16 protein-coding genes, 1 other RNA gene and 1 pseudogene are annotated in these 23,623 nt (G+C 63.2%); 7 read left to right on the forward strand and 11 right to left on the reverse strand.

The annotated features are described in order from the left end of the window. The 3 genes from PSO31014_RS09105 to PSO31014_RS09115 all read right to left on the reverse strand — a co-directional run bounded on the left by PSO31014_RS09105 (position 1) and on the right by PSO31014_RS09115 (position 4,208). Positions 1-2,343, reverse strand: coding sequence for a molybdopterin-dependent oxidoreductase (locus PSO31014_RS09105; protein ID WP_150551339.1), 2,343 nt, complete (start codon positions 2,341-2,343; stop codon positions 1-3). After that, a complete protein-coding gene (locus PSO31014_RS09110) occupies positions 2,340-3,242 on the reverse strand; it encodes a PCC domain-containing protein (protein ID WP_150551340.1) in 903 nt (300 codons plus the stop codon). The genes PSO31014_RS09105 and PSO31014_RS09110 overlap by 4 nt, the downstream gene beginning before the upstream one ends. Before the next feature lie 72 nt (positions 3,243-3,314). After that, positions 3,315-4,208 (reverse strand): IclR family transcriptional regulator, encoded by an 894-nt coding sequence (locus PSO31014_RS09115; protein WP_150551341.1) that lies wholly within the window; start codon positions 4,206-4,208, stop codon positions 3,315-3,317. Positions 4,209-4,461: 253 nt separating this feature from the next. Between PSO31014_RS09115 and PSO31014_RS09120 the strand changes: the two genes are divergently transcribed. From PSO31014_RS09120 to PSO31014_RS09145, 6 genes and pseudogenes are all read left to right on the forward strand, one after another. Then, positions 4,462-5,283 (forward strand): SDR family NAD(P)-dependent oxidoreductase, encoded by an 822-nt coding sequence (locus PSO31014_RS09120; RefSeq protein ID WP_150551342.1) that lies wholly within the window; start codon positions 4,462-4,464, stop codon positions 5,281-5,283. A 126-nt stretch (positions 5,284-5,409) separates the two neighbouring features. Then, on the forward strand, positions 5,410-6,168 hold the full coding sequence (locus PSO31014_RS09125) for an SDR family NAD(P)-dependent oxidoreductase (RefSeq protein WP_174976456.1): 759 nt from the start codon (positions 5,410-5,412) through the stop codon (positions 6,166-6,168). Positions 6,169-6,203: 35 nt separating this feature from the next. Then, positions 6,204-7,373, forward strand: a complete 1,170-nt coding sequence (locus tag PSO31014_RS09130) for an acetyl-CoA acetyltransferase (protein WP_150551344.1) — start codon at positions 6,204-6,206, stop codon at positions 7,371-7,373. After that, positions 7,370-8,968 (forward strand): acyl-CoA synthetase, encoded by a 1,599-nt coding sequence (locus PSO31014_RS09135; protein ID WP_150551345.1) that lies wholly within the window; start codon positions 7,370-7,372, stop codon positions 8,966-8,968. The genes PSO31014_RS09130 and PSO31014_RS09135 overlap by 4 nt, the downstream gene beginning before the upstream one ends. 191 nt (positions 8,969-9,159) lie before the next feature. Continuing rightward, positions 9,160-9,594 (forward strand): annotated as a pseudogene (locus PSO31014_RS09140) (Fic family protein); the annotation flags it as partial. 176 nt (positions 9,595-9,770) lie between these two features. After that, a complete protein-coding gene (locus tag PSO31014_RS09145; RefSeq protein ID WP_150551347.1) occupies positions 9,771-10,979 on the forward strand; it encodes a hypothetical protein in 1,209 nt (402 codons plus the stop codon). A 361-nt stretch (positions 10,980-11,340) separates the two neighbouring features. Here the strand turns inward: PSO31014_RS09145 and PSO31014_RS09150 are convergent, their stop codons facing one another. From PSO31014_RS09150 to PSO31014_RS09180, 7 genes are all read right to left on the reverse strand, one after another. Beyond that, a complete protein-coding gene (locus PSO31014_RS09150) occupies positions 11,341-12,702 on the reverse strand; it encodes a Fic family protein (RefSeq protein WP_150551348.1) in 1,362 nt (453 codons plus the stop codon). Between the two features lie 393 nt (positions 12,703-13,095). Next, positions 13,096-13,454: a transfer-messenger RNA gene (gene ssrA, locus PSO31014_RS09155) on the reverse strand. Positions 13,455-13,484: 30 nt separating this feature from the next. Then, positions 13,485-17,489, reverse strand: a complete 4,005-nt coding sequence (locus PSO31014_RS09160; protein ID WP_150551349.1) for a DUF748 domain-containing protein — start codon at positions 17,487-17,489, stop codon at positions 13,485-13,487. A gap of 111 nt (positions 17,490-17,600) precedes the next feature. Further along, positions 17,601-18,326: an HAD-IA family hydrolase gene (locus tag PSO31014_RS09165; protein WP_150551350.1), complete on the reverse strand. Its 726-nt coding sequence runs from the start codon at positions 18,324-18,326 to the stop codon at positions 17,601-17,603. Between the two features lies 1 nt (position 18,327). Beyond that, the gene (ubiG, locus tag PSO31014_RS09170; protein ID WP_150551351.1) at positions 18,328-19,026 is read right to left on the reverse strand and encodes a bifunctional 2-polyprenyl-6-hydroxyphenol methylase/3-demethylubiquinol 3-O-methyltransferase UbiG; all 699 of its coding nucleotides are present in this window, start codon (positions 19,024-19,026) and stop codon (positions 18,328-18,330) included. A 209-nt stretch (positions 19,027-19,235) separates the two neighbouring features. Further along, positions 19,236-20,369: an alanine dehydrogenase gene (gene ald, locus PSO31014_RS09175; RefSeq protein WP_150551352.1), complete on the reverse strand. Its 1,134-nt coding sequence runs from the start codon at positions 20,367-20,369 to the stop codon at positions 19,236-19,238. Positions 20,370-20,474: 105 nt separating this feature from the next. Further along, on the reverse strand, positions 20,475-21,761 hold the full coding sequence (locus tag PSO31014_RS09180; RefSeq protein WP_150551353.1) for a D-amino acid dehydrogenase: 1,287 nt from the start codon (positions 21,759-21,761) through the stop codon (positions 20,475-20,477). A 104-nt stretch (positions 21,762-21,865) separates the two neighbouring features. Here PSO31014_RS09180 and PSO31014_RS09185 point away from each other — a divergent pair, with 104 nt between their 5' ends. After that, complete coding sequence (locus tag PSO31014_RS09185) at positions 21,866-22,354, forward strand: Lrp/AsnC ligand binding domain-containing protein (RefSeq protein ID WP_017234859.1); 489 nt, start codon at positions 21,866-21,868, stop codon at positions 22,352-22,354. A gap of 58 nt (positions 22,355-22,412) precedes the next feature. Here PSO31014_RS09185 and PSO31014_RS09190 read toward each other — a convergent pair whose 3' ends face one another. Then, the gene (locus PSO31014_RS09190; protein WP_150551354.1) at positions 22,413-23,540 is read right to left on the reverse strand and encodes a PA0069 family radical SAM protein; all 1,128 of its coding nucleotides are present in this window, start codon (positions 23,538-23,540) and stop codon (positions 22,413-22,415) included. Between the last annotated feature and the right edge of the window lie 83 nt (positions 23,541-23,623).

Below are 23,623 nucleotides of genomic sequence, written 5' to 3' on the forward strand. Positions count from 1 at the left end.
CTAGTGGCGCTCGGTCGGTGCGGCGGTTGCGGCAGTGATTTCGGTCGTGATTTCAGTCGTGAAGCGGGGTAAATCGAAGGCACTCACCGGCGGCGGGTGGGTGACCGGCGCACTGACCTCGACCAGGCATGACTGCGCGGCGCAGCCCTGCGACAGGCCCGAGGCCGGCACGTCGGCTGTCAAGACGTTGGGATTGCCGTGCTTGTCGCGCCCGGTGTCCGGTTCCGGGTCGTACCAGGCGCCGGTGGACATCCGCACCACGCCGGGCAGAATGCGATCGGTGATGCGCACGCCCGCGAGGCAGCGGCCGCGCGCGTTGAACACCTCGACGATGTCGCCGTCGTGGATGCCGCGTGCGGCGGCGTCGCGCGGGTGAAGGTAGAGGGGCTCGCGGCCCCGAACTTTGTTGGCGGCGCTGTAAGGGCTGCCGTCGAGCTGGCTGTGCAGTTTGTTGCGCGGTTGGTCCGAGAGCAGGTGCAGCGGATAGGTCGTCGCGAGCGGTGCGCCGAGCCATTCGGCGGGCGGCAGCCAACACGCGTGGCCCGGGCAGTCAGGAATATCGAACGAGGCGATCTCGCGCGAATACAGCTCGATGCGTCCTGATGGCGTATTCAGCGGCGCGGCGGCGGGATCGGCGCGAAACGCCTCGAGCATCACCACCGGTCGCGCGCGTGAATGAAGATCGACCATACCCACGTCGCGGAAGCTGTCGAAGTCCGGTAACGCGATGTCGGCGCGCGCATAGCGCTTGCGCGTCTCCTCGTACATGTGCCTTAACCACTGGTCGGCGTCGCGGCCCTCGGTAAATTCCGCGAAGACGCCGAGTCGTTGCGCGAGACCCGCGAAGACGGTGAAGTCATCGCGCGATTCGCCGACCGGCTCGTCGATCTTCGCCATCCACATCAGGATCGCTTCCTGTGACGCGTAGCCGAGGTCGTCGCGCTCCAGCGACGTGGAGATCGGCAGCACGATGTCGGCGTATCGCGCGGTTGCAGTCCACGATTGGTCGTGGACGACGATCGTGTCGGGCTTCTGCCAGGCGCGCAACAGACGATTGATGTCCTGGTGGTGGTGGAACGGATTACCGCCGGCCCAGTAGATCAGGTGCGTGTCGGGATAGCGATAGCGCTTGCCGTCGTAGTCGAACGGCTCGCCGGGCTTGAGCAGCATGTCGGCGATGCGCGCCACGGGAATGAACTCGCTGACCGGATTGCGGCCTTGCGGCAGCGTGGGTCCGCCGAGTTTGTCGTGCGGCGTGCCCAAGGTGTTCACGCAGCCGTAGCCGACGCCGAAGCCGCCGCCGGGCAGGCCGATCTGGCCGAGCATCGCCGCGAGGGTGACGACCATCCAGAACGGTTGCTCGCCGTGATGCGCGCGCTGCAACGACCATGCGACGTTGAGCATCGTGCGGCTCGCGTGCATGCGGCGCGCGAGGGCGGTGATCGTGTCGGCTGACACGCCGGTGATCGGTTCCGCCCACGCGGGCGTCTTCGGAATGCCGTCGACATGTCCGAGCAGATACTGCTCGAATTCGTCGTATCCCGTGCAGTGCGAGGCGAGGAACGCGGGGCTGTGCAGGTTTTCGTGACGCAGCACCCACGCGAGCGCGAGCATCAAGGCCGTATCGGTACCGGGGCGCGACGCGACCCATTCGACCTCGCCGCCGGTGTCGAGATTGTCCGAGACCGGGCCGACGTTGACGAACTTGACGCCGGCATCGTGCATCGCGCGCAGCCCACCAGGAACGCGGTGACGCCCGACGCCGCCCGGTGCCGACTGGGCATTCTTCTGTGGCACGCCGCCGAAGGTCACGAAAAGTTCTGTGTGTTCGGCGAGCACGTCCCACGAATGGTGATAGCTGATCAACTCGTTCATGTCGTCAACGACATGCGGCATGATCACGTGCGCCGCGCCGAGGCTGTACGAATCGCGATGGCGGACGTAACCGCCGACACAGTTCAGGAAACGATGCACCTGGCTCTGGGCGTGGTGGAACCGTCCCGCGCTCGCCCAGCCATAGGATCCGCCGAAAATCGCCGTGTTGCCGTAGGTCTCGCGAACCCGCGCAAGTTCCTTCGCGACGAGATCGAGCGCGACGTCCCATGGCACTTCGACGAAGGGCTCCTTGCCGCGCAGATGCGTGGCGCTTCCCGGTCCATTCTCTAGCCAGCCGCGCCGCACGGACGGACGGCGAACGCGCAATGCGCGCAGCGAATCGGCGGTCTGGTACGTGCCGATTGGCGAAGGGTCGCTGTCTTTCGCATACGGGCGCAGACGGGTCTTGCCCGTATCGTCGACGCCGGCCTCGTAGATGCCCCAGTGCGAGAGGGTGTATCGCGTCATGCGGCGCTCTCGACGGCGAGGGACTCCTCCAGGAACAGTTCGAAGCAGATCAGCACCGGATTGTCGCCGCGTGCCAGGCGGCCCTGATGAATGTTGCCGCGCGGGTCGATCAGTGCGATATCGAGCGTCGCACGCGGTCCGTTCGCGGCCTCGGCAACGACACCGTCGAGCACGAAGATCTCGGTGGCGATATCGTCGACCGGTGCGGCATTCTCGAAGCGCGCGCCGACGATGCTGCCGACACTGCCGCGAATCGTTGCCGCGCGCAGACCATGTTCGCGGCAAACCTGCTCGATGCTCTGCACGAGATCCTCGTTGGGACGAATGCGCGCGACCACGCATCGGCGGTCGGTAGACGTCGACACTGGCTTGCGCGGGGCCTCGATGGGCACCGGGCGGAACAGCGTGAAATTGGTTTCGGCATCGAAGTCCGCGCGCATCTCGGCGTTGGCGACGCCCCACGCGCGCGCCTCGGTGTCCTGCGCGACGATCACCTGGTCGGAGAAGATATGGCCCCCCTGCCAACGACCGTCGGCAGTGCGCCACATGGCGTGGCAATGAATGAACGGTCCGCCGTCGCGGCGTCCCACGGTCGCGCAGGCCAGCTCGATGGTGACGGGGTCGTCGATACGGTGCTGCTCGCTATAGAACGCCACGTGCTCGTCGTCGGGCGACGCCGCTGGGCGGACATAGCGCATCGAGCGCAGTCGCAGGCCTTCGATGCGCACGGTCGCTGCGGCTATGCCGGCGGCTTCGAGCGGCCCGAGAATGGCATCGCGCAAGCTTTGGCCTCCGGCCAGGGCGAAGGTGAGCGACAGGGCATCGCCGGCGATGGATTCGATCCGCTGCGCAGCTGGGGGGCCAGGCTGCTTCAGGTGTCGATGGGAGGGCAGATTCAAGGTGTCTCCAGGCGTTTTGTTGGCGCGTGCGAGGGGCGCTCGTTGTCGTCGCCGTCCGGCGACGGGCCTTGCTTACTTCGCGCGGCGACCGGCGCGAACTGCCGTCACCGACGCGTCGGCGGGGCGGGCGTCTGACCGTTGTTTCAGGCGTGTCTCGATATTGCGTACCTCGGACTGCAGCATGCGAACCAGCTTTTGCTGACGGTCCTCGCCCATTCGGCTCTCGATCGCGCCGATCGAGAGTGCGCCGGCCGGGGTGCCCGATTCGTCGTGGAACACGATGCCCAGGCCCCATGAGCCGGGGTGAACCAAGCCGCGATGCATCGAGTAGCCTCGTTCGCGCGTCTCGCGCACCAGCGCCCACAGCCCCTCGGGCGTGATCGACGGGTAATGTTCGCGATAACTCGCCGCGTTCGCGCTCAGCGTTTGCTCGACCTCGTCGTCGTCCAGTGCCGCCAATAGCGCGATGGCGCCGGCGCCCACGCCGAGCGGGTGGCAGTCCCCGATCGTTAGCACCTGCGCGCGCACCGGATACGCGCCCTCCTCACGATGGATGCAAACGGCGTAATCGCCGCGACGTACGGTCAGAAAAGCGGTGTCCTCCGACTGATGGGCGAGCCGCACCACGCTGCCCACGGCGATGCGATGCGCGCCGAAGCGCTCGGCCGCCAGCGTGCCCAACACGTAGCTTTCGATGCCCAGGTGATAGCGCTTGCTTTGCGGATCCTGCTCGATCAGGCGGGCTCGCGTGAGCGCGCCGAGCAGGCGGTGCACGGTGGGCTGCTTAAGGCCGCTTTGCGCGACCAGTTCACGCAACGGCATGCCGACCCGGCTCTGCGCCGACACCAGGTTGAGTAGCGCCATCGCGCGGTCGATGCTTTGTGAGCCGTCTCGTTCGATCGGCACTACGGCGGCCGTCGTGGCTTCGCCTTGCGGCGGCGTTTCATCGGCTGAAGATTGAATCATTTATAAAACTCCACATTGTGGATTGTTGATTCTGAATTTCATGTGTGAATTAATGGTTGATCAATTCACATTGTGGATGGCTTTTGTACGTAACCTTGCGAAAATTATAGGGATTACCTTTCCTTTATGAATCGTGGTTAACGAGCACTATTCACAAGTACGGGTAATCTCCTATCCTTCGATCAACGTATTCCGTTTTAGATAAAGTCCACATTATGGATTTATGAAGACTGATGAGGTCGAGAGGCGACGAATGAACGAATCCATGAACGCCACGGCGTCGATGCATGGCAAGACCGTCATCGTGTTCGGCGCGGGCTGCCGCGGCGATGGCTGGAACAATGGCAAAGCGGCGGCGGTCGCCTATGCGCGCGCTGGCGCTGGCGTGTGTTGCGTCGATCTCGACGGCGACTTGGCCGACGGCACGGCTGATGCGATCAAGCAGGCGGGGGGCACGGCGCTCGCCGTGCGTGCCGATGTCACGGACGCCACGTCGGTGGCACAAGCGGTTGCCGAGACGCTCTCGCGCCTTGGGCGCATCGACGTGCTGCACAACAACGTGGGCGTGACGCACATGGGTGGGCCTGTCGAGCTGGACGAAGCGACGTGGCACCTCGCCATCGAATTGAACCTGGGCTCGGTCTATCGCACGGCCAAGGCCGTCTTGCCACATATGATCGAGCGCGGCAGCGGTGTCATCGTCAATATCTCGTCGCTCGCGTCGCTGGGGTGGACCGGCTATCCGTACTTCGCTTACTCGGCCTCGAAGGCGGCCGTGAATCAGGCCACCGTCAGCATGGCGATGCAGTACGCGCGCCACGGCATCCGCGCCAATTGCGTGCTTCCCGGTGCGATTCACACCCCGTTGATCTATACGCAGATCGCGTCGCAGTACAGCAGCGTGGAAGCCATGATCGAGGCACGCAACAAGATGGTGCCGATGGGCCGCATGGGCGACCCGTGGGATGTGGCCAATGCGGCCGTCTTTCTCGCTTCGGACCAAGCCCGATTTATCACGGGCGTGTGCTTGCCCGTCGATGGCGGCCAGAGCTGCGCAATGGTCCCCATCACGTGATGCAAGACATGGGCGATGCGTGACATCACGCCCATACCCATCATCGATTCCGCAATTGATCCCACAATTTCATCGGCGCGCGCGACGTTTGGCGCGGACGTCTCGAATTCGACACAGGAGCAAGACATGCAAGCAGATTCACGGGTCGCGGTGATAACGGGCGGCGCGGGCGGCATCGGCGCGGCGATCGCTGAGCGGCTGGCCGACGACGGGTTCACGGTGATCGTCAGCGATCTGGAGCTGGAGGCTGCGCAGACCGTGGCGTCGGCGATCATGGCGCGCGGACATCGCGCCGACGCCATGACGCTCGATGTGGGTAACGACGATTCGATCGAACAGTTCTTCGCCGCGCTCGACGAACGTCATGGCCGGTGCGACGTGCTTGTCAACAACGCCGGTATCGCGAGCCTCAAGCCATTCATCGATTTCCCGCTCGACACGTTCCGCCGCATCATGGAGATCAATGTAACCGGTCCGTTGGCGCTCGCGCAGCACGCGGCGCGTCGCATGCGTGCGCGCCAGTGGGGCCGGATCGTCAACATCGCATCGACGAGCGGCATCCGCGCCGGCGCCGGGCGCACTGGCTACGGCACGTCGAAGACAGCGATGATGGGGCTTACGCGCCAGATCGCGATCGAGCTTGCCCAGTCGGGGATCACGGCGAATGCGATCGCGCCGGGACCGGTCGAGACGCCGCTCACCCGGCATCACTCGGCGCAGGCGCGCGAGACCTATCTGCGCCAGGTGCCGATGAAGCGCTACGGCCAGCCGAGCGAGATTGCCGCGGCGGTCGCGTTCTTCGCGTCGGAGGGGGCGAGTTTCGTGACCGGCCAAACGCTCGCGGTCGATGGCGGCTTCGTTGCCGCCGGCATCCTCGACGAATGACGTTGACCCGCGACTGAGCCTAAGGAAGAGACAAGATGAATACGGAACCCATGCTGGTCGGTTGGGCGCACTCGCGCTTCGGCAAGCTTGATGCCCCTGACGTGGAAACGCTGATGCGGGACGTGATCGACGACGCGCTGACGCATGCTGGCGTCGTGGCCGACGATATCGACGCCGTGATGGTCGGTGTGTACAACAACGGTCTTACCCCGCAGGGCTTTGAGGGCGCGCTCGCCTCGCTTGCGCAGCCGGGCTTGCGCTTTGCGCCTGCCATGCACGTCGAGAACGCCTGCGCGACCGGATCCGCGGCGCTGCATGCGGCGATGGATTTCATCGCGGCAGGGCGCGGCAAGCTCGCGTTGGTGATCGGCGCGGAGAAGATGACTGCCGTGCCGGGGCGTGCGATTCCGGACATTCTGATGAGCGGTTGTTATCGTCGTGAGGAAAGCAATCCCGACGGCTTTGCCGGCATTTTCGGACGGATCGCGCAGACGTATTTCGAGCGCTACGGCGACCACAGCGACGCGTTGGCGATGATCGCCGCGAAGAACCATGCGAACGGCATGCGCAATCCCTACGCGCACCTGCGCAAGGATCTGGGTTTCGCGTTTTGCAATACACCGTCGGAACAGAATCCGTTCGTCGCCGGACCGCTGCGCCGCACCGACTGCTCGCTGGTCTCCGATGGCGCTGCGGCGATGGTGATCGCGGCGCCCGAGGTTGCGATGACGATGCAACGCGCCATTCGATTTCGCGCACGCGTGCAGGTCAACGATTTCCTGCCGCTTGCGAAGCGCGATCCGATCGCGTTCGAAGGGGCGCGTCGCGCGTGGGGCAAGGCGCTCGGCAGCTCAGAGGTGACGCTGGGGGATCTAAGTCTCGTCGAGACGCACGACTGCTTCACCATCGCCGAGATGATCGAGTACGAGGCGATGGGGCTTGCCGCACCCGGTGAGGGGTGGCGGGCGATCGAGGAGGGGGTGACGTTGCGCGACGGGCGCTTGCCGGTCAACCCGTCGGGTGGGCTCAAGTCGCGCGGCCACCCGCTCGGCGCGACGGGGGTCTCGCAACATGTGATGGCGGCGATGCAGCTCGCGGGGGAGGCGGGCGAGATGCAGATCGCTGACGCCACGCTCGCAGGCGTCTTCAACATGGGGGGCGCCGCAGTGGCCAATTACGTCTCGATCATGGAGCGCGCCAAATGAGCTTCATCCACATGACGCCGACCTCGGCACGAGTGATGAACCTTGCGTATTTCGCGACGCGCAACGCGCGTCGTTTTCCGAAGCATCCCGCTGTCGTTTTCGGCGAACAGCAATGGACGTGGCAAGTGTTCGACGCGCGTGTCTCGGCGCTCGCGGCGGGCTTGCGCGCGGCGGGGGTGGGGGCAGGCGATACCGTGCTGGCCCACTCGCGCAACAGCAACGAGATGATCGAGGCGATGGTCGCCGTGTTTCGTCTGGGGGCGGTCTGGGTGCCGACCAACTTCCGGCTCGCGCCGGGCGAGGTGGCCACCATGGCCCGCGTGGCGGAGCCGACGGTATTTCTGTGCCAGACGGATTACCCGGAACATGCTGCGGCGGTTGTCGCAGAGCGTCCGGGCTGCAACATCGTCTGGTTCACTGGTGACAATGCGGTGCCCGACGAATCGCCGCACGTGAGCGCGCTGATCGATCGCCACCTGTCGGCCCCGGTGGCTAACGCGGTGGTCGAGCGCGACACGCCGTGCTGGCTGTTTTTTACCTCGGGCACGACCGGGAGTCCGAAGGGGGCGGTGCTCACGCATGGGCAACTGGCGTTCGTCATCAACAACCACCTGTGTGATCTCATGCCTGGCCTGACGCACGAGGATGGCTCGCTGGTGGTCGCGCCGATTTCGCACGGCGCGGGCATGCATCAGCTCAACGTGATGGCGCGTGGCGGCACGACGGTGATGATGCCGGCCCAGAAGCTCGATCCGGCGCAAGCGTTCGCGCTGATCGAGCGGTATCGGCTGACCAATATGTTCACGGTGCCGACGATTCTCAAGATGTTGGTCGAGCACCCGGCTGTCGATGCATACGACCACGCGAGTCTGCGCTACGTGATCTACGCGGGCGCGTCGATGTACGAGCAGGATCAGAAGCGCGCGCTGGCCAAGCTGGGACCTGTGCTGGTGCAGTATTACGGCCTGGGGGAAGTCACGGGCAACATTACCGTGTTGCCGACATACGACCACAACGACGAGACCATCGCGTTGCGACCGCGGACTTGTGGGGTCGAGCGCAGCGGCATGCAGGTGACGATTCAGGACGATGACGGCAACGAGCTTGGGCCGGGTGAGACGGGCGAGGTTTGCGTCATCGGTCCAGCGGTTTTCGCAGGCTATTACCGCAACCCTGAAGCCAACGCCAAGTCGTTCCGCGATGGCTGGTTCCGCACGGGGGACATCGGGCATATGGACGAGAACGGTTATGTGTATCTGACCGGTCGCGCTTCGGATATGTATATCTCGGGTGGGTCCAATGTGTATCCGCGCGAGATCGAGGAATTGATGTTGACGCACGGGGCGATCACCGAGGTTGCGGTGGTTGGCGTGCCGGATGCGCAGTGGGGCGAGGTCGGTGTGGCCGTCTGCGTTTTGCATGCCGGGGAGGGGCTGGACGAATCGGCGCTGCAGGATTGGCTCAAGACCCGAATCGCCAAGTACAAAGTTCCCAAGCGAATTGTCTTTTGGGACGCGCTGCCGAAGTCGGGCTACGGCAAGGTGCCGAAGCGGATGGTGCTCGACGAGTTGACGCGGCGCGATGAGGCCTCTTAGGAGGTGGAGATGCGGTCGGATTGAGGGGAGGGGGCGGTGCGGTGAACGGGCCGCACTATCACCGCATTACATGCGGTGAATAGCTTACGTTTGCGGAGATTACGGCCCATAATCTCCGCATGAAAAGCGGCGATTACACTTGTATCTGGCGGGTTGGCGACTGGCCATGTTGGCGCTACGATCTGGTTAGTCTGGCCCGCGCCGATGGCAGTCCTCAGCGCTTTTACAGTCTGTCGGCGCAAATCCAACGCGACCGCAAGGCCTACTACGACATCCTGGAGCGCACGCAGAAGCGATCGCTTGATGTCACGGAGTGGCTCGCCTGGTTCTTCGAGACGCTGCATCGCTCGGTCGATCAGGCACAGCACACACTTGACGCCGTGCTATCCAGGACTCGGTTTTGGCAGCGTTGGGCGGCAACGCCGATGAACGAGCGACAGGTGAAGGTGGTCAATCGCCTACTCGACGGCTTCGATGGCAAGCTCACCAGCAGCAAATGGGCAGCGATCGTCAAGTGTTCACAGGACACTGCGCTACGAGACGTTACCGAATTGCTGGCCCGCGGCGTCCTGCGCAAATCCGATGCGGGTGGACGCAGCACCAGTTACGAGTTGAGTGAATCGTGAGGGTCGAACGCCAATCGGGACTTGTCTTCGTTTAGCGGCGCAGGCGTGCCTTTCCGGGGAGTGTCCGGCGGGTCTCCACGGTTTCCGCTCACAAAGGCTCCCCTTGAACGTGGATCATCGGAGACTTGCCTGTAGTCATGGTCAGTACCCAGTGCGATATAAACGGAGCGTCGATCATGTCCGCCCACAAATGGCAGTTCGCCGCCCGATTCCGCCGCCATGCCTTTGGCTGGCGCTCGGACACACCGATCACACGCATCAAGGAAGCGCTTGCCGAAATCAAGCAGGTCGGCCGCAAGGAGCCCGTCCTGGCGGCAGAGGGTGCGATCATTCTGCTGGAAAAACTTTCGCCAGCACTGGAGCAGGTTGACAGTTCATCGGGCGCGTTGGGCTCGGCGGTCAACAAAGCCATTGGGACCCTGGTGTCGATTATCGCCGAGGCGGAGGTTGAGCCACGCATCCGCCAATGCTGGCTGGGACGTTTATGGTGGGCGCTCCAAGGCGATGACATGCCCTACATCGAAATGTTGGGCGACTATTGGGGAGAATTGTGTGTGACGCCGGAACTGGCATCGACCTGGGCCGATGAATTGTTACCGGAGGTCGAACGGGGGTGGAGCCCCCAGAGCACCGGGCATGGCTATTTCAAGGGAACCGGTGCCTGCTTTGCCTCGCTGTATACGGCAGGACGGTATGAAGACGTATTGGCCCTGTTGGAGAAGGCGCGCTTCAAGTGGTGGCATGATCGGCGCTGGGGTGTGAAAGCCTTGGCGGCGATGGGTAAGAAGGCCGAAGCGATCCGCTATGCCGAAACGTCACGAGGGGACAACGACCCAGGCTGGCAAATTGCACAGGCATGCGAGGAGATTCTTCTGTCGTCTGGACTTGCTGACGACGCTTACCGTCGTTACGCGATGGAAGCCAACCAGAGCACGACCCACCTTGCCACGTTCCGCGCCATTGCCAGAAAGTATCCGCACAAGCCGCAGGAAGCGATCCTGCGCGACCTTGTTGCCAGCACGCCTGGCGCGGAGGGCAAATGGTTTGCCGCCGCCAAGGGGGCGGGGATGCTCGAGGTTGCGACTGAGCTGGCCACCCGAAGCCCAACCGACCCACGCACATTGATCCGCGCCGCTCGCGATTTTGCCGAGAAGCAGCCCAACTTTGCGCTGGCATCCGGGCTCGCTGCACTGCATTGGATATCGCTCGGCCACGGCTATGAGATCACGGGCATGGATATACTTGATGCATACGCTGCCGCGCTGCAAGCAGCCGCCACTGCAGGCGCTTCTACTGATCGTGTCAAGGCGCAGATTCGGGAGATGAGCGCGCACACCACAAACCCGCTGCTGAAAACGATCTTGGCCCATCATTTGTCGGGCTGATCGGTATCGCCTGTTGAGGTCGCCAGCGCGCCTCGCAACGCCATCATGGTGTCGGTGACGGTTCATCCAGAGGAAAAGAAAACCCCCTAAGAGGCTTGCTCTATCGGGGTTTTACGGAAGACTGAGACAGTCTTCGGAAGTGTTGTTGGTGGAGGGGCGAAAGCCCGCACGCAACGATCGTTGAAAGTAGGCAACGAGATATTGGCGAGTTGCCAAAGCCTGCGGAAACAAGCAAAAACCGGGGATTGACACGTCAAAAGTTGCGGACAGTCAATGCCGTTATGACCGCAGACTGGTCGGCAATAACGCCCTACAGCCGCTTCCGATTCGATTCCCGTCTGCGGAATTAAATCCGCGTCCGTCAATGCCCATGCACTGCCTTCCAGGCCGCGTATTGAGAGGGCCGCAAACCATAGCGTGCCAGTACGCCCTCGTGCAGCCGCCGGAGTTCTTCGACAATCAGTGCCTGCACGTTGGGCTGCTCGTGCTCTGGAATACGCTCCGTCACGAATCGTTGAATGCTGGACAGTGGCTCGAGTTCGGGATGGGTGATGACCTCTCGGATGATCTGTTTGATGACGTCACGCCAAGCCAGGCGAAGGGGGTCTGGTTCAGCCAGATCCTGCTTGATAGCCAGATATTCTTGTGTCGAGCGCTCATAGGCCCAGACGTACAGATCGCGCAGTAGTTCCACTCGGGTCATTTCGTACACGCCGAGCGTGGCGCGGCTGTAGGCCTGCTCAGGTACGTCCAGGAAAGTCAGCGGACATAAATTGGCGCGAAACAGCGGCAAATTTGCGGCGAGTCGAGAGGTGCGTTTATTGATGTCAGCAAAGGGCTGCAGGTAGGGCAAATGCACCATCATGAAGAACGATTGCTCGAAAGGGTCACGAATCTGGTTTGCCTTGTTGAGCAGTGCATCCAATGCGTCCTCGATTTGCTGAGGTGTGGACAGTGGGCGATAGACACTTTTCCCAATGTCGACCGCATGCTGACGAATTCGCCCTTCATCCGCAGGGTTAGGTAGCAAGTTCTCCGCCAAGGAGCTGTGAAGGTTCATCAAGGTGTAGCGGTTGAACTCGGCACTGTCGATGTTTTCGACCAGCAGTTCGATCGCCGTCTTATGGTTCAGAATCATCTGCGTTTCGATGGCGGCCTTGCCACGCGCGGCCTTGCCGTGCTCAATGAGTTCACGCGTATCGAGACGTGAGTAGGTGTTGCCTTCCAGCTGGCTGGATGCCCATGACAAATCGATCAGCAACCGGTTCAAAATGGCCCGACTGTACGTGCCTGCAGGCGCATTAACGTCAGCGGTTCTGCCCATCTTGTGCAATTGACGGCGCAGTGATTCGGACAAGTACCAAGTCTCGTTGGGGCGGTATGCATCCAAATAATCACGCTGGTAGCCCACGGGCTTGCGCGCCTCCGGAGGTCGGTCGATATAGGCAAGGATGTCCCGGCTGTCAGCAGACAGGGGAATGAAGCTAGGGAAAATATCGACTGTGGCGGCAGGCGCTTCTCTGTCAGTTTGGGGGCCAGCTCCGAAATAGCGGCGTGCCCTGCCTTTACCCAGCGCGGTAACTTGGCCGCTCTGAATCAGCTTCGCTATCAGGCGTTGTGCCGTACGCCTGGCAATGTCTGGGCGCTGGGTCAGGAGTTCGGCTAACGTCAATCCGTTCCCGGATGCCTGAATGCTATTCAGTAGGTCTGCGGTGGGTGACATGACAGGTATGGCGCCGTTTTAGAGCGGTGTGGCGCAATTGTGGCGCAGTTTATAGAATCGCGCCAGATTTTCCCGTGAAGATGGCGCAGATCTCAAAACCGCGCCAATATGCATGCGGTTAAGTACATGCCTGCGGCATCACCCACGCGGTGTTGCTTGTCAGCCGGTCGGCGGCAACGTCAATAAGGGGCATCTCACGAGTGGGAATGGTCGTATCGGCTTGCCAGCCTAGCCCAGATACCACCAAAAATACCACCACGTACCACCGGAATACCACCACGTACCACCGGAAAAGCGCGAATGGCAATAAGCGCCGGAGGAAAAGAAAAACCCCGAAGAGGCTTGCTCTATCGGGGTTTTACGGAAGACTGAGATAGTCTTCGGAAGTGTTGTTGGTGGAGCCGGCGGGGATCGAACCCGCGTCCGCAAGTACTCTACGATCAGTTCTACATACTTAGTTCAGTCATTTGATTTAACCGTTTTGTCGCGGACGAACACGCTACGCAACAGCGATCCACTTAATTTTAGGCTCCGGCGCCGTGGCACCACCGAAGATTATCTGACGTGAATAACCTCGCTTGGTATTGCTACCCTAACCCGTCAGAGAGCTAGTGCGAGGCAGGCGCCCTTAGGCAGCCAGTGCGTACGAGTTATCGTTTGCAGTTACTAATTTTCCCATTGATTAACGAGGTGACGGGTCCTCGGTATGCCCTGATTCGCTTCGCTACCCACGTCGAAACCATGTCGGCCCCAGTGGTAACAGTGATTATGACACAGATGGCCTACTTAAGTTCAAAGTCCACCCGCGTCGTCGCCCCCTTGTCCTTGATGCCGTCCGCGCTGAGCTTCGGCGCGACCACGAACAGCCGATCCGACGCGATCTTGCCGTCCAGCCACGACCGCACACGTTGCGCCCGTCGATCCGCCAGCGCCCGCAGATCGTCGTCGCCCACCTTGACGTTCGTCTCCATGAGCTTTTCCATCTCGTCGTCCGGCAGCGATTTGGCAAACCCGATCATGTTGCGCGGCTTGGCAAAGTCCGCTGCCTTGTAAGCGGCCGTCAAGTACTTGCTGCGCTCCTCCGGACTCACCTTCACGGTGTCCACGTCGATGCTCTCGCCCTTGCCGACCATCGCCTTGACCTTCTGTGCCTTGATCGCGCGCTCCACCGCCACCTTGCGCAGACCGTCGGTATCCTTCGCCGGATCCACGCGGCCCTCGATATCCAGCTTCAACGCCGTACGATCCGTCAACGCTTTCACCAGCGTCTCCAGCCGCTTCTCGCTCTCCGGCGTCAGACGCGCGCTGCCTGGCGCGAACTCCACGTAGCCCAGCTCCTGGTCGCCGCCGCCAAACGCCGACGCCAGCAAACTGAACGGCGCCGTCGCCGCCTTGACGATCAGGTTCACGAACGCCCGGAAAATCACCCCGCCAAGGCTGAACTGCGGATCGTCTAGCGAGCCCGAGATCGGGATGTCCACATCGATTTCGCCGCGCGAATTCTTCAGCAGCGATACCGCCAGACGCACCGGAAGATTGGTCGCCGTCGGGCTGTCCACATGATCCCCGAACGTCAACTGGTCGATAAAGATGTGATTGTTCGCCGTCAGCTTCGCCTGATCGAGCAGGTAGTGCACATCGACCGTGAGCTTGCCCTTCTCGATGGGGTAGCCCGCGTACTTCGTGGAGTAGGGCGTGAGATTGGTCAGCTCGATACCGTCGGCCTTGGCACTCAGATCCACGAACGCCATCGGCGCGAGCGGATTGATCTTGCCGTTGATGCCGATCGGTGAATTCCGGTTGACCTTGCCTTGTAGCGAGACCGCGGCCGGCTCGGCCGTCGCCGTGCCGAATGCGCCGATTTGCCCACCAATATCCGTCAGGTTCGCTGTGTAGTTCGGCTTGACGAAGTTGTCCGTGAAGTTGATGTTTCCGCCTTGCAGCGTGATACGCCCGATGTGGACGTCCGCAGGCAGCGCCTTGCCGGCGCCGTAGCCCGGGCCGCGCTGTGCCGTCGTCTCGCCAGGCTTCTGCGCCGGCGTCTCGACGGCCGTCGGTTGTCCCGCTTCCACGGCGGACGCCGCCGCATCGAGCGGTGGCTTGGCCGTCGATCCACCGAGCGGCACGCCTTCATTCGCACGCGTCAGCGAACGCGGTGCCGCTTCCTTGTTGCCGACCACATCGGCCAGATTCAAGCGCCCGTTCGCGTTGATGATCAAACGCGCGTAGAAGCGCGACAACGCAATGCTGCCCAACTGGACGTTAGGCTTGCCGCTGCCCACCGCCAGATTGATCTGCTGCACCGCCAGCGCATTCCAGCGGATGAAGTCATCCGTCGTGACCTTGTCGAGTAGACGCACGTTGCCCAGCGTGGCATCGCCGCGATAGGTTGCCTGCGGGGTGTCGCCTTTCATAGCGAACGTGGCCCGCCCGTTGCTGGAGAGCAGCGCGCTCGCGATGCTCGCGTTCAATTGGTCACTCATGTACGAATCGAACGCCGCCAGATCGAGCTGCTGCGTCTTGATCTGAAGATCGGCCGCGAGCGGTTGCGGCGTGACGTGACCCGTGGCGTTGAGCGACCCCTTCTTATTGAGCGTGCCGCTGATGTCCACCTGCAACGGCTTGCTCATGTCCTGCGACGCGCCTTGCACCTTGACGTTGAGCGGTGCGAACGTCGCGTTGATCGGACGGCCTTTGACATCGCGGTCTTCAAACCCGAGGCTGGCGTTTTCCAACGCCACCTTGCCGACAGTCCATTGCCAGCCACCGGCGCTCGCCTGCGCGTTCGATGAAGTCGATGAGGCGGACGTCCGCCGGCCACGCTCCGTGCCGACGCGCGCTTTTATATCTTTGCCTTTGCCTTGGTTTGCGGCGGCTTTCGGCTGGCCGTCGCCGGTCAGGGCAAGCAGGTTGATCTTGCCGTCCTTGTCGCGCCGCGCCGACACCTGCAGCCCGTTGACGGTGACCTCGTCGACCGCCGCTTGCCGCGCGCCCAGATCGAAGTGTGAGAGTTTCACTTCAGCCTTGGCCAGTTTGACCGGCGCGTCGCCCTTGTGACCAGTCAACCACTCGATCTTATCGAGCGTGGTCGTGGCCGGCGCAATTTGGACGTTGGGCTGCTTGTCGGGGGCAAACGCCGCGCTGAACTTGGCCTGGGCGCCGAGCGTGCCACTCTTCAGATCGCCCGCGAGCGCGCCTTGCGCGAAGGGCAGCAGGGCGGCGAGCGCAATCGACTGGGCCTCGAGTTCGCCGCTCGCGTTGTACGCGGGCAGGCTGAACTGGCCGTGCGCTTTGAGCGAGCCGCCGCTCTGGATGCCCAGCGAGGCGTCGTACGTCGCGGGGTCCTTGCCGAGCGTCGAGAACTGCTTCACGCCGATCTGGATATTCTCCAGCGCAAGGCTCGCCGGTTTCGCGCCGCGCTCGTCGGTCAAGCGCACCTTGCTGTTGACGAGCGAGACGTCGCCGACCAGCAGGTCGAGCGGCGCGGGCTCGGCGGCAGCCAACGCTTTCGCCTGGGCCGCTTCGGCCGCCGACGCCGGCGACGCAGGACGTGCCGTCTGCTCGGCCGGCACCTTCGGTGCCGCCTTGGCGGCTTCGCTCGCTTGCGGCGACGCCGCAGCCTGATCCACCGCCTTGCCCACCGCCTTGATGACCTGACGCTGCGGCAGCAGCGCCTTTGCCACATTGACCGAGCCGTCTTTTTCCAGCGTGACGTGCTGGTCGAGGCCGTCGATGCGCACGCTGTCGATGTGATAGACGTTGCCCAGCGGTTCGACCTTGCCCAGCTTCACGTCGACCTGCTTGACGGCGACGAGCGGCGAGCCATCCGGCTCGTTGACCACGGCGTCGGACAATCCCGCCGTGCCCGTGAGCAGCACGTGATTGCCGTCCTTGTCGCGGGTGAAATGCAGCTTCAGATCGGTACTGATGGCGCCGCTCTTGATCTGCGCGGGCACGGTGACCGGCGAATACCCGAGGTACTTGGTCAGATCGAACCGGTCGAGCTTGATGTCGACCGTCGATTCCAGCGAATCGGCGAACGGCTTGGTCTGCCCCGAGATCCGTATCGGCGAACCGTCGACGGAGGCCTGCAGCAGCGGCTGCACGAAGATGTCGGTGTCGGCCGGCAGGTTCGCGATGAACGGCACGCCGACTTGCAGATGGTCGATGACGTGCTTTTCGTTCTGCACGGCATCGTCGAAGTGCACCGTACCGTTCTTGATCTGAACGTTATTCAGTGCAAATCTTGCGGGCTTCGACGGCTCGGGAGACGGCGGTCCCGACGTGGCGCGATCGATGATGTCGGAGAAGTTGAAGCGTTGCGGGGCCGTGCGCACGATGTTGAGCACCGGCGTGTCGACGTAAAGCTCGTCGACGACCGGTGCAAAGCGGAACAGCGAACCCCACGAGGCGTTCACGCGCAGCATGCCCACGTCCACGAATGGCTGCCCCGGCGTCTTGTCGCCAATGTGGACCTGATGCAGATCCAGGCGCAGCGTGTACGGGTTGAAGCTGACGTCGCCCACGCTCACCGGTCGTTCCAGATAGGCCGAGAGCTTTTCGACGGCGTAATGCTTGACCACCGCCGGCACGGTGAAATAACCGATGACGCCGAACACGGCGATCACCCCGGCGCTCCACAGGCTGGTCTTGCGCGCACGGCGGCGCACGTCTGGGTCGCGCCCGAGCGCGCGGGCCCGCACGAGGCCTTGTTGCAGACGAGTGCCGTCGGCGGACGATTCCGGTGAGGCTGAAGGGGGTTTGCGATCGTTCTCTTGCTCGGCCATGCGGTCTCCCGTAAGTCGCCAGTGACGCAGGCGCCGCGCCACTGTTGCGCGGCGAGACAGACCCGGGATCGGCTGCGGTGGCCCTGTCCCGGGAGGTAATGACCCGACCCGTCAGGCCGGCAACATTACCAGCGGGGCGATCGCCCCCGCGTGTTCGACGACAGCGTCCGCCTGCCACTCGGCAGGGGCCAGCGAGTCGCCGCAATAACCGTAGGCCGCCGCGACCGTCGCCATCCCTGCCGCCTTGCCCGCCTGAATGTCGCGCAGGTCGTCGCCGACATACACGATGCGCCCGGGCGCGATGCCAATGCGCTCGGCGGCGTACAGCAGAGGGGCGGGGTGAGGCTTGCTGTGCGGCGTCGTGTCACCCGATACCACGCACGCGGCGCCCTCGGCGAGCCCGAGCAGTTCGACGAGCGGATCGGTCAGACGCGCGGCCTTGTTGGTCACGATGCCCCACGGCATGCCACGCGCGGCCAAGGCCTCGAGCAGCGCGGGAATCCCGTCGAACAGGCGACTTTGCACGCACAAGGCTGCTTCGTAATTGGCGAGGAAGGCATCGCGCAAGGAGGGGAACGCCGCATCCTCAGGGGCGACGCCGAAGGCGCTGCCGATCAGTCCACGCGCGCCGTGCGACGCTTGTAATCGCAGCGTCTCAAAGGGGCCCGGCGCCAGACCGCGGTCGGTGCGGACCTTGTTCACGGCGGCGACGAGATCGAGCGCCGTGTCGGCCAGCGTGCCGTCCAGGTCGAACAGCACGGCGCGAACGTTGCCGTTGAGCAGTTGTGCATCGGCGCCGACGGGCGTGGCGGGGACTCGGGCGGGGGGCTCGAACATATCAGGCATCGCGGGTGCACGCGATCATGTAGTTGACGTCGGTGTCGCGGTTGATCGCGTAACGCTTGCTCAGCGGGTTGTAGGTCATGCCGCGCAGATCCCGTACCGTCAGGCCGCTGGCGCGGGCGAACGACGCGAGTTCCGACGGTCGGATGAACTTGGCGTAGTCGTGCGTGCCGCGCGGCAGCATGCGCAGCACGTATTCGGCGCCGATCACCGCCAGTAGCCAGGCCTTCGGGTTGCGGTTGAGCGTCGAGAAGAACACATGACCGCCCGGTTTGACGAGCGTTGCACAGGCCGCCACGACGGATGCCGGTGACGGCACGTGTTCCAGCATTTCCATGCAGGTCACCACGTCGTACGTTCCCGCGTCGCGCGCGGCGAGCGCCTCGGCGGAGATCTCTTCATAGTCGATGGACAGGCCGGCTTCGAGGCTGTGCAGATCGGCTACGCCGAGCGCCTTTTTCGACAGGTCGATTCCCTTAACGTGTGCGCCCTGGCGCGCCATCGATTCGGAGAGAATGCCGCCGCCGCACCCAATGTCCAGCACACGTTTGCCCTGGAGCGGCACATGCTGCTCGATCCAGTCGAGGCGCAGCGGATTGATCTCGTGCAGCGGCTTGAATTCGCTGTGCGGATCCCACCAACGGTGGGCCAATTCACTGAATTTATTAAGTTCTTGCGGGTCGGCGTTCATCACTTGCTCATGGACAGGGACGGCTTGGGGACAGGCAGAATGCCGCGCGGCAGCGCGTGCCTGGGTACCGGCTTGACCGGCGGGCGCCGTCGAGATGAGGCAAGTATAACGAAGGGAGTGCGCCCATGTCCAAAGCGCGAGGCGTGGCGCGGCGCCGGGTGTGAAGCTCCCCGGCGTCGCGCCGATGCACCTACGCGTCTGAGTCGTTGTGCCTACGCCGCGGCCGATAAGGTCGCCAGCACGGCATGCGGATCGTGATAGACCAGGCCAAGCGCGTCGGCGACACCACGGTTGGTCACCCTGCCGCGCGCCACGTTGAGTCCCGCAAGCAAGTGCGGATCGGCGCGCATCGCGGCGACCGGTCCGTGATCGGCCAGTTGCAGAATGAACGGCAACGTCACGTTGTTGAGCGCGAACGTGGAGGTGCGCGGCACGCCGCCCGGCATGTTGGCGACGCAGTAGTGCACGATCCCTTCCACGACGTAGACCGGATCCGCATGCGTCGTCGCGTGAGAGGTCTCGCAACAGCCGCCCTGATCGATCGCAACGTCCACGATCACAGCACCCTTGCGCATGAGGCCGAGCATCGCGCGCGTGATAAGTTTCGGCGCGGCGGCGCCCGGAATGAGCACGCCGCCGATGACGAGATCGGCGTCTTGCAAATGCGTTTCGATGGCGTGTCGCGTCGAGTAGACCGTCTGGACGCGGCCACCGAACTGCGCACTGAGGCGGCGTAACGCGTCGACCGATTTGTCGATCACCGTCACCTGCGCGCCAATGCCGACGGCCACCGTTGCGGCATTGGTGCCAACGACGCCACCGCCCAGGATCACGACTTTGCCGGCTTCCACCCCAGGAACGCCGGCGAGGAGCAGCCCAAGTCCGCCATGGGTCTTTTCGAGCGCGGTGGCCCCGGCCTGAATCGACATGCGTCCGGCGACCTCTGACATAGGCGCGAGCAGCGGAAGTCCGCCATTCGCGGATGTCACCGTCTCATACGCAATGCACGTGGCGCCGCTCTTGAGCAGGTCATGGGTCTGGTCGGGATCGGGAGCGAGATGGAGATACGTGAAGAGCGTGTGATGGGGCTGGAGCCAGGCGCGTTCGACGGCCTGCGGCTCCTTGACCTTCACGATCAGTTCGGCGCGGTCGAAAACATCGACCGCCGTTGCGGCGATGCGCGCACCGGCGGCGGCGTAGACCGTGTCGTCCATGCCGATGCCGGACCCGGCCTGGGTTTCGATCCACACTTCGTGCCCGCGGGCGACGACTTCGCGCACGGCGGCGGGCGTCATGCCGACGCGGTATTCGTGGTTCTTGATCTCCTTGGGTACACCGATTTTCATGATGCGTCTCCTTTTTTGTGATGTGACAGCAAAAAGTGACGACAGCGCACGCCAACGTTGCGGCGGCGCCAATCAAAACGGCACCCGAAGGTGCCGTCTGGAAGCTCAGGCGAAGGCCGGTTGGGCCTGCGTGTCGGGCGCGCGGCTGTAGCGCGCCACCGACAGATCGTCGGCCAGAATCGCGGGCCGCCGTCCCGACATCAGATCGGCCAGCAACTGGCCGGAGCCGCAGGACATCGTCCAGCCCAGCGTGCCGTGTCCCGTATTCAGGAACAGATTGCGCAGGGCGGTGGCACCCACGATCGGCGTGCCGTCGGGGGTCATCGGGCGGAGTCCCGTCCAGAACGAGGCGTCGGCCGTGTTGCCGGCGCCCGGATACAGATCGTTCACGACCATTTCCAGCGTGGCGCGGCGAGCCGGGTTGAGCGTCTTGTCGTAGCCGACCACTTCGGCCATGCCGCCAACGCGAATGCGGTCGTCGAAACGGGTGACGGCAATCTTGTAGGTCTCGTCGAGCACGGTCGACACCGGCGCGCGCGATGCGTCGGCGATCGGCACCGTAATCGAGTAGCCCTTGAGCGGATACACCGGAATGTCGACCAGGCCGCGCAGGAACGGTGTGGAGTATGACCCGAGCGCGACGACGTAGGCGTCGGCGCGTTGCACCGTGCCTGCGCAGACCACGCCATCGATCTTGTCGCCGACAACGTTCAAACCGTCGATCGGCATGTCATAGCGGAATTTCACGCCGAGTGCCTCGGCCATCGCCGCCAGACGCGTGGTGAACAACTGGCAGTCGCCGGTTTCATCGTTGGGCAGGCGCAGGCCGCCCGTGAGCTTGTGAGCGACGGCCGCCAATGCCGGCTCGGCGCTGGCAAGTGCCTGGCGATCGAGCAATTCGAACGGCACACCGGCCTCTTCGAGCACCGCCATGTCGCGCGCGGCGTTCGCCAGTTGCTCGTCGGTACGGAACAGTTGCAGCGTGCCCGCCTGACGACCTTCGTAAGGAATGCCCGTCTCCGCGCGCAGCGCACGGAAGCAATCGCGGCTGTACTCGGCGATCCGCACCATGCGTTCCTTGTTGACGGCATAACGCTCGGGCGTGCAATTGCACAGCATTTGATAGAGCCACTTGAGTTGCGTGAGCGTGCCGTCCGGACGGATGGCGAGCGGGGCGTGCTTCTGGAACAACCACTTGATGGCCTTCGTCGGAATGCCCGGCGCTGCCCACGGCGAGGCGTAGCCCGGCGAAATCTGGCCGGCGTTGCCGAAGCTGGTCTCGAGCGCCGGTCCGGCCTGACGATCGAGCACCGTGACGTCGTGCCCGGCCTTCGCCAGGTAATAGGCGCTGGTGACGCCGATGACGCCGCTACCGAGAACGATGACCTTCATTGCGTTGACTCCTGTAAAACCATGGTTATCCAGTAATAATTGGCATAGTATTATCTGATTAGTAGGTTTAGTTAATGTATATGGCCGTAATTCAGGAATAAATAATGAGAGTCCAGCAGCAATCGATCCGAACACTGGATCGGCTCGATCGGCGCATTCTCGCGCTGCTTCAGCAAGACGGGCGGATGTCGATGAAAGACCTCGCCGAGCAGGTTGGCCTGTCGATTACGCCCTGTATCGAGCGCGTGAAACGCATGGAGCGCGACGGCGTGATCATGGGGTACTACGCCCGGGTGAATCCGGCCGCGCTTGGCGCCGCGTTGCTGGTATTCGTCGAGATCACGCTCGATCACAAGTCCGGCAACATGTTCGATCAGTTTCGGCGGGAAGTGCTGCGGATCCCGGAGGTGATGGAGTGCCATCTCATCTCGGGCGATTTCGACTATCTGATCAAGGCGCGCATTCGGGAGATGTCCGAGTACCGTAAGTTGCTCGGCGACATCCTGCTGCAACTGCCAGGGGCCGTGCAGTCGAAGAGCTACGTCGTGATGGAGGAGATCAAGGAGACACTCACCATCCACGTCGAGGAGTGAGCGGGGCGGCGGGAGGGCGTCGAGAGACCCAAGTTGCCGTTGCGTCCGGCGTCGCTTTTCAGAAGAGCGGCATCTGCGGGTCGGCCTTGTCCGTCCCGGCCCCGGCGGCTTGCGCCGCGGTTACGGCGGCCGGGACCTTGAACTGATCGTTACGCAGCGGTGGTCGCGCCTGGTTGAGACCCAACTTGCGGGCGGCCAGATGAAAGCGCTGACGAATCAACTCCGCATGCAATCCGGTGCCGCGCATGCGCGTGCCGAATTCGGAACTGTTGTGTTTGCCGTCGCGCACCTGCTCGATCAGGCTCATGACGTGGCGTGCGCGTAGCGGATAATGCGCTTCGAGCCACGTCACGAAAACATCGTGAACTTCGCGTGGCAATCGAAGCATTACATAGCCTGCGTACGTTGCGCCGGCTTGCGCTGCCGTCCTCAATACCCGTTCGATATCGAAATCGGTGAGCGCCGGCACGATGGGCGCCACGATCACCCCGGTGGGGATCCCCGCGTCCGTCAGCTTGCGGATGGCCTCGATGCGACGTGCCGGGGTATTGGCGCGCGGTTCCATCTTGCGGGCGATTTCCGCATCGAGCGTTCCCACGGAGATGAATACGCGGGCCAGACCGCGCTGCGCCATTCGCGACAGGATGTCGATGTCGCGCGTGACCAGCGCCGATTTCGTCGTAATGCCGACCGGATGGCCGAAACGCTCCAGCACTTCCAGCACGCTTCGGGTGATGCCGTATTCACGTTCGATCGGCTGGTACGGGTCGGTGTTTGCGCCGAGTGCGAGCAGGGCGGGCTGATAGTCGCGCTTGCGCAACTCGGCGTCGAGGCGCTCGGCGGCGTTGTGTTTCGCGTAAAGGCGGGTTTCGAAGTCGAGCCCCGGCGACAGGCCGAGATAGGCATGCGTGGGACGCGCAAAACAATAGGCGCAGCCATGTTCGCATCCCCGATAGGGATTGATCGAACGGTCGAAGGGAATGTCCGTCGATTGATTGCGCGAGATGATCGTTCGCGCATTTTCCAGCGCGACTTGCGTAACGAACTTGACCTCGCATTCTTGGGCCGCATCCGATTCATGTCGGGTCTCATCGCTTTCGCGGCGGAATTCGGAAAAGCGCGATTCGAGATTGGCGGTAGCGCCTCGGCCCTTACGCGACGGGGGCGGCGCGAATGAGGAAGCCATGACTTGTCTCCTTGATGGCAGTCCGGGGCGCGAAGGCAAGCCGTTCGCGAGGAATGCTTGTCATTATACTGTGTTTTTATACA

Source organism: Pandoraea soli, assembly GCF_902459595.1.
GTDB classification, from domain to species: Bacteria; Pseudomonadota; Gammaproteobacteria; order Burkholderiales; family Burkholderiaceae; genus Pandoraea; species Pandoraea cepalis.

Excerpts from the sequence above, each read along its gene's own strand:
- PSO31014_RS09105 (WP_150551339.1), bottom strand. The coding sequence starts at position 2,343 with ATGACGCGATACACCCTCTCGCACTGGGGCATCTACGAGGCCGGCGTC.
- PSO31014_RS09115 (WP_150551341.1), bottom strand. The coding sequence starts at position 4,208 with ATGATTCAATCTTCAGCCGATGAAACGCCGCCGCAAGGCGAAGCCACG.
- PSO31014_RS09120 (WP_150551342.1), top strand. The coding sequence starts at position 4,462 with ATGAACGAATCCATGAACGCCACGGCGTCGATGCATGGCAAGACCGTC.
- PSO31014_RS09125 (WP_174976456.1), top strand. The coding sequence starts at position 5,410 with ATGCAAGCAGATTCACGGGTCGCGGTGATAACGGGCGGCGCGGGCGGC.
- PSO31014_RS09130 (WP_150551344.1), top strand. The coding sequence starts at position 6,204 with ATGAATACGGAACCCATGCTGGTCGGTTGGGCGCACTCGCGCTTCGGC.
- PSO31014_RS09135 (WP_150551345.1), top strand. The coding sequence starts at position 7,370 with ATGAGCTTCATCCACATGACGCCGACCTCGGCACGAGTGATGAACCTT.
- PSO31014_RS09145 (WP_150551347.1), top strand. The coding sequence starts at position 9,771 with ATGTCCGCCCACAAATGGCAGTTCGCCGCCCGATTCCGCCGCCATGCC.
- PSO31014_RS09150 (WP_150551348.1), bottom strand. The coding sequence starts at position 12,702 with ATGTCACCCACCGCAGACCTACTGAATAGCATTCAGGCATCCGGGAAC.
- PSO31014_RS09160 (WP_150551349.1), bottom strand. The coding sequence starts at position 17,489 with ATGGCCGAGCAAGAGAACGATCGCAAACCCCCTTCAGCCTCACCGGAA.
- PSO31014_RS09165 (WP_150551350.1), bottom strand. The coding sequence starts at position 18,326 with ATGTTCGAGCCCCCCGCCCGAGTCCCCGCCACGCCCGTCGGCGCCGAT.
- ald (WP_150551352.1), bottom strand. The coding sequence starts at position 20,369 with ATGAAAATCGGTGTACCCAAGGAGATCAAGAACCACGAATACCGCGTC.
- PSO31014_RS09180 (WP_150551353.1), bottom strand. The coding sequence starts at position 21,761 with ATGAAGGTCATCGTTCTCGGTAGCGGCGTCATCGGCGTCACCAGCGCC.
- PSO31014_RS09185 (WP_017234859.1), top strand. The coding sequence starts at position 21,866 with ATGAGAGTCCAGCAGCAATCGATCCGAACACTGGATCGGCTCGATCGG.
- PSO31014_RS09190 (WP_150551354.1), bottom strand. The coding sequence starts at position 23,540 with ATGGCTTCCTCATTCGCGCCGCCCCCGTCGCGTAAGGGCCGAGGCGCT.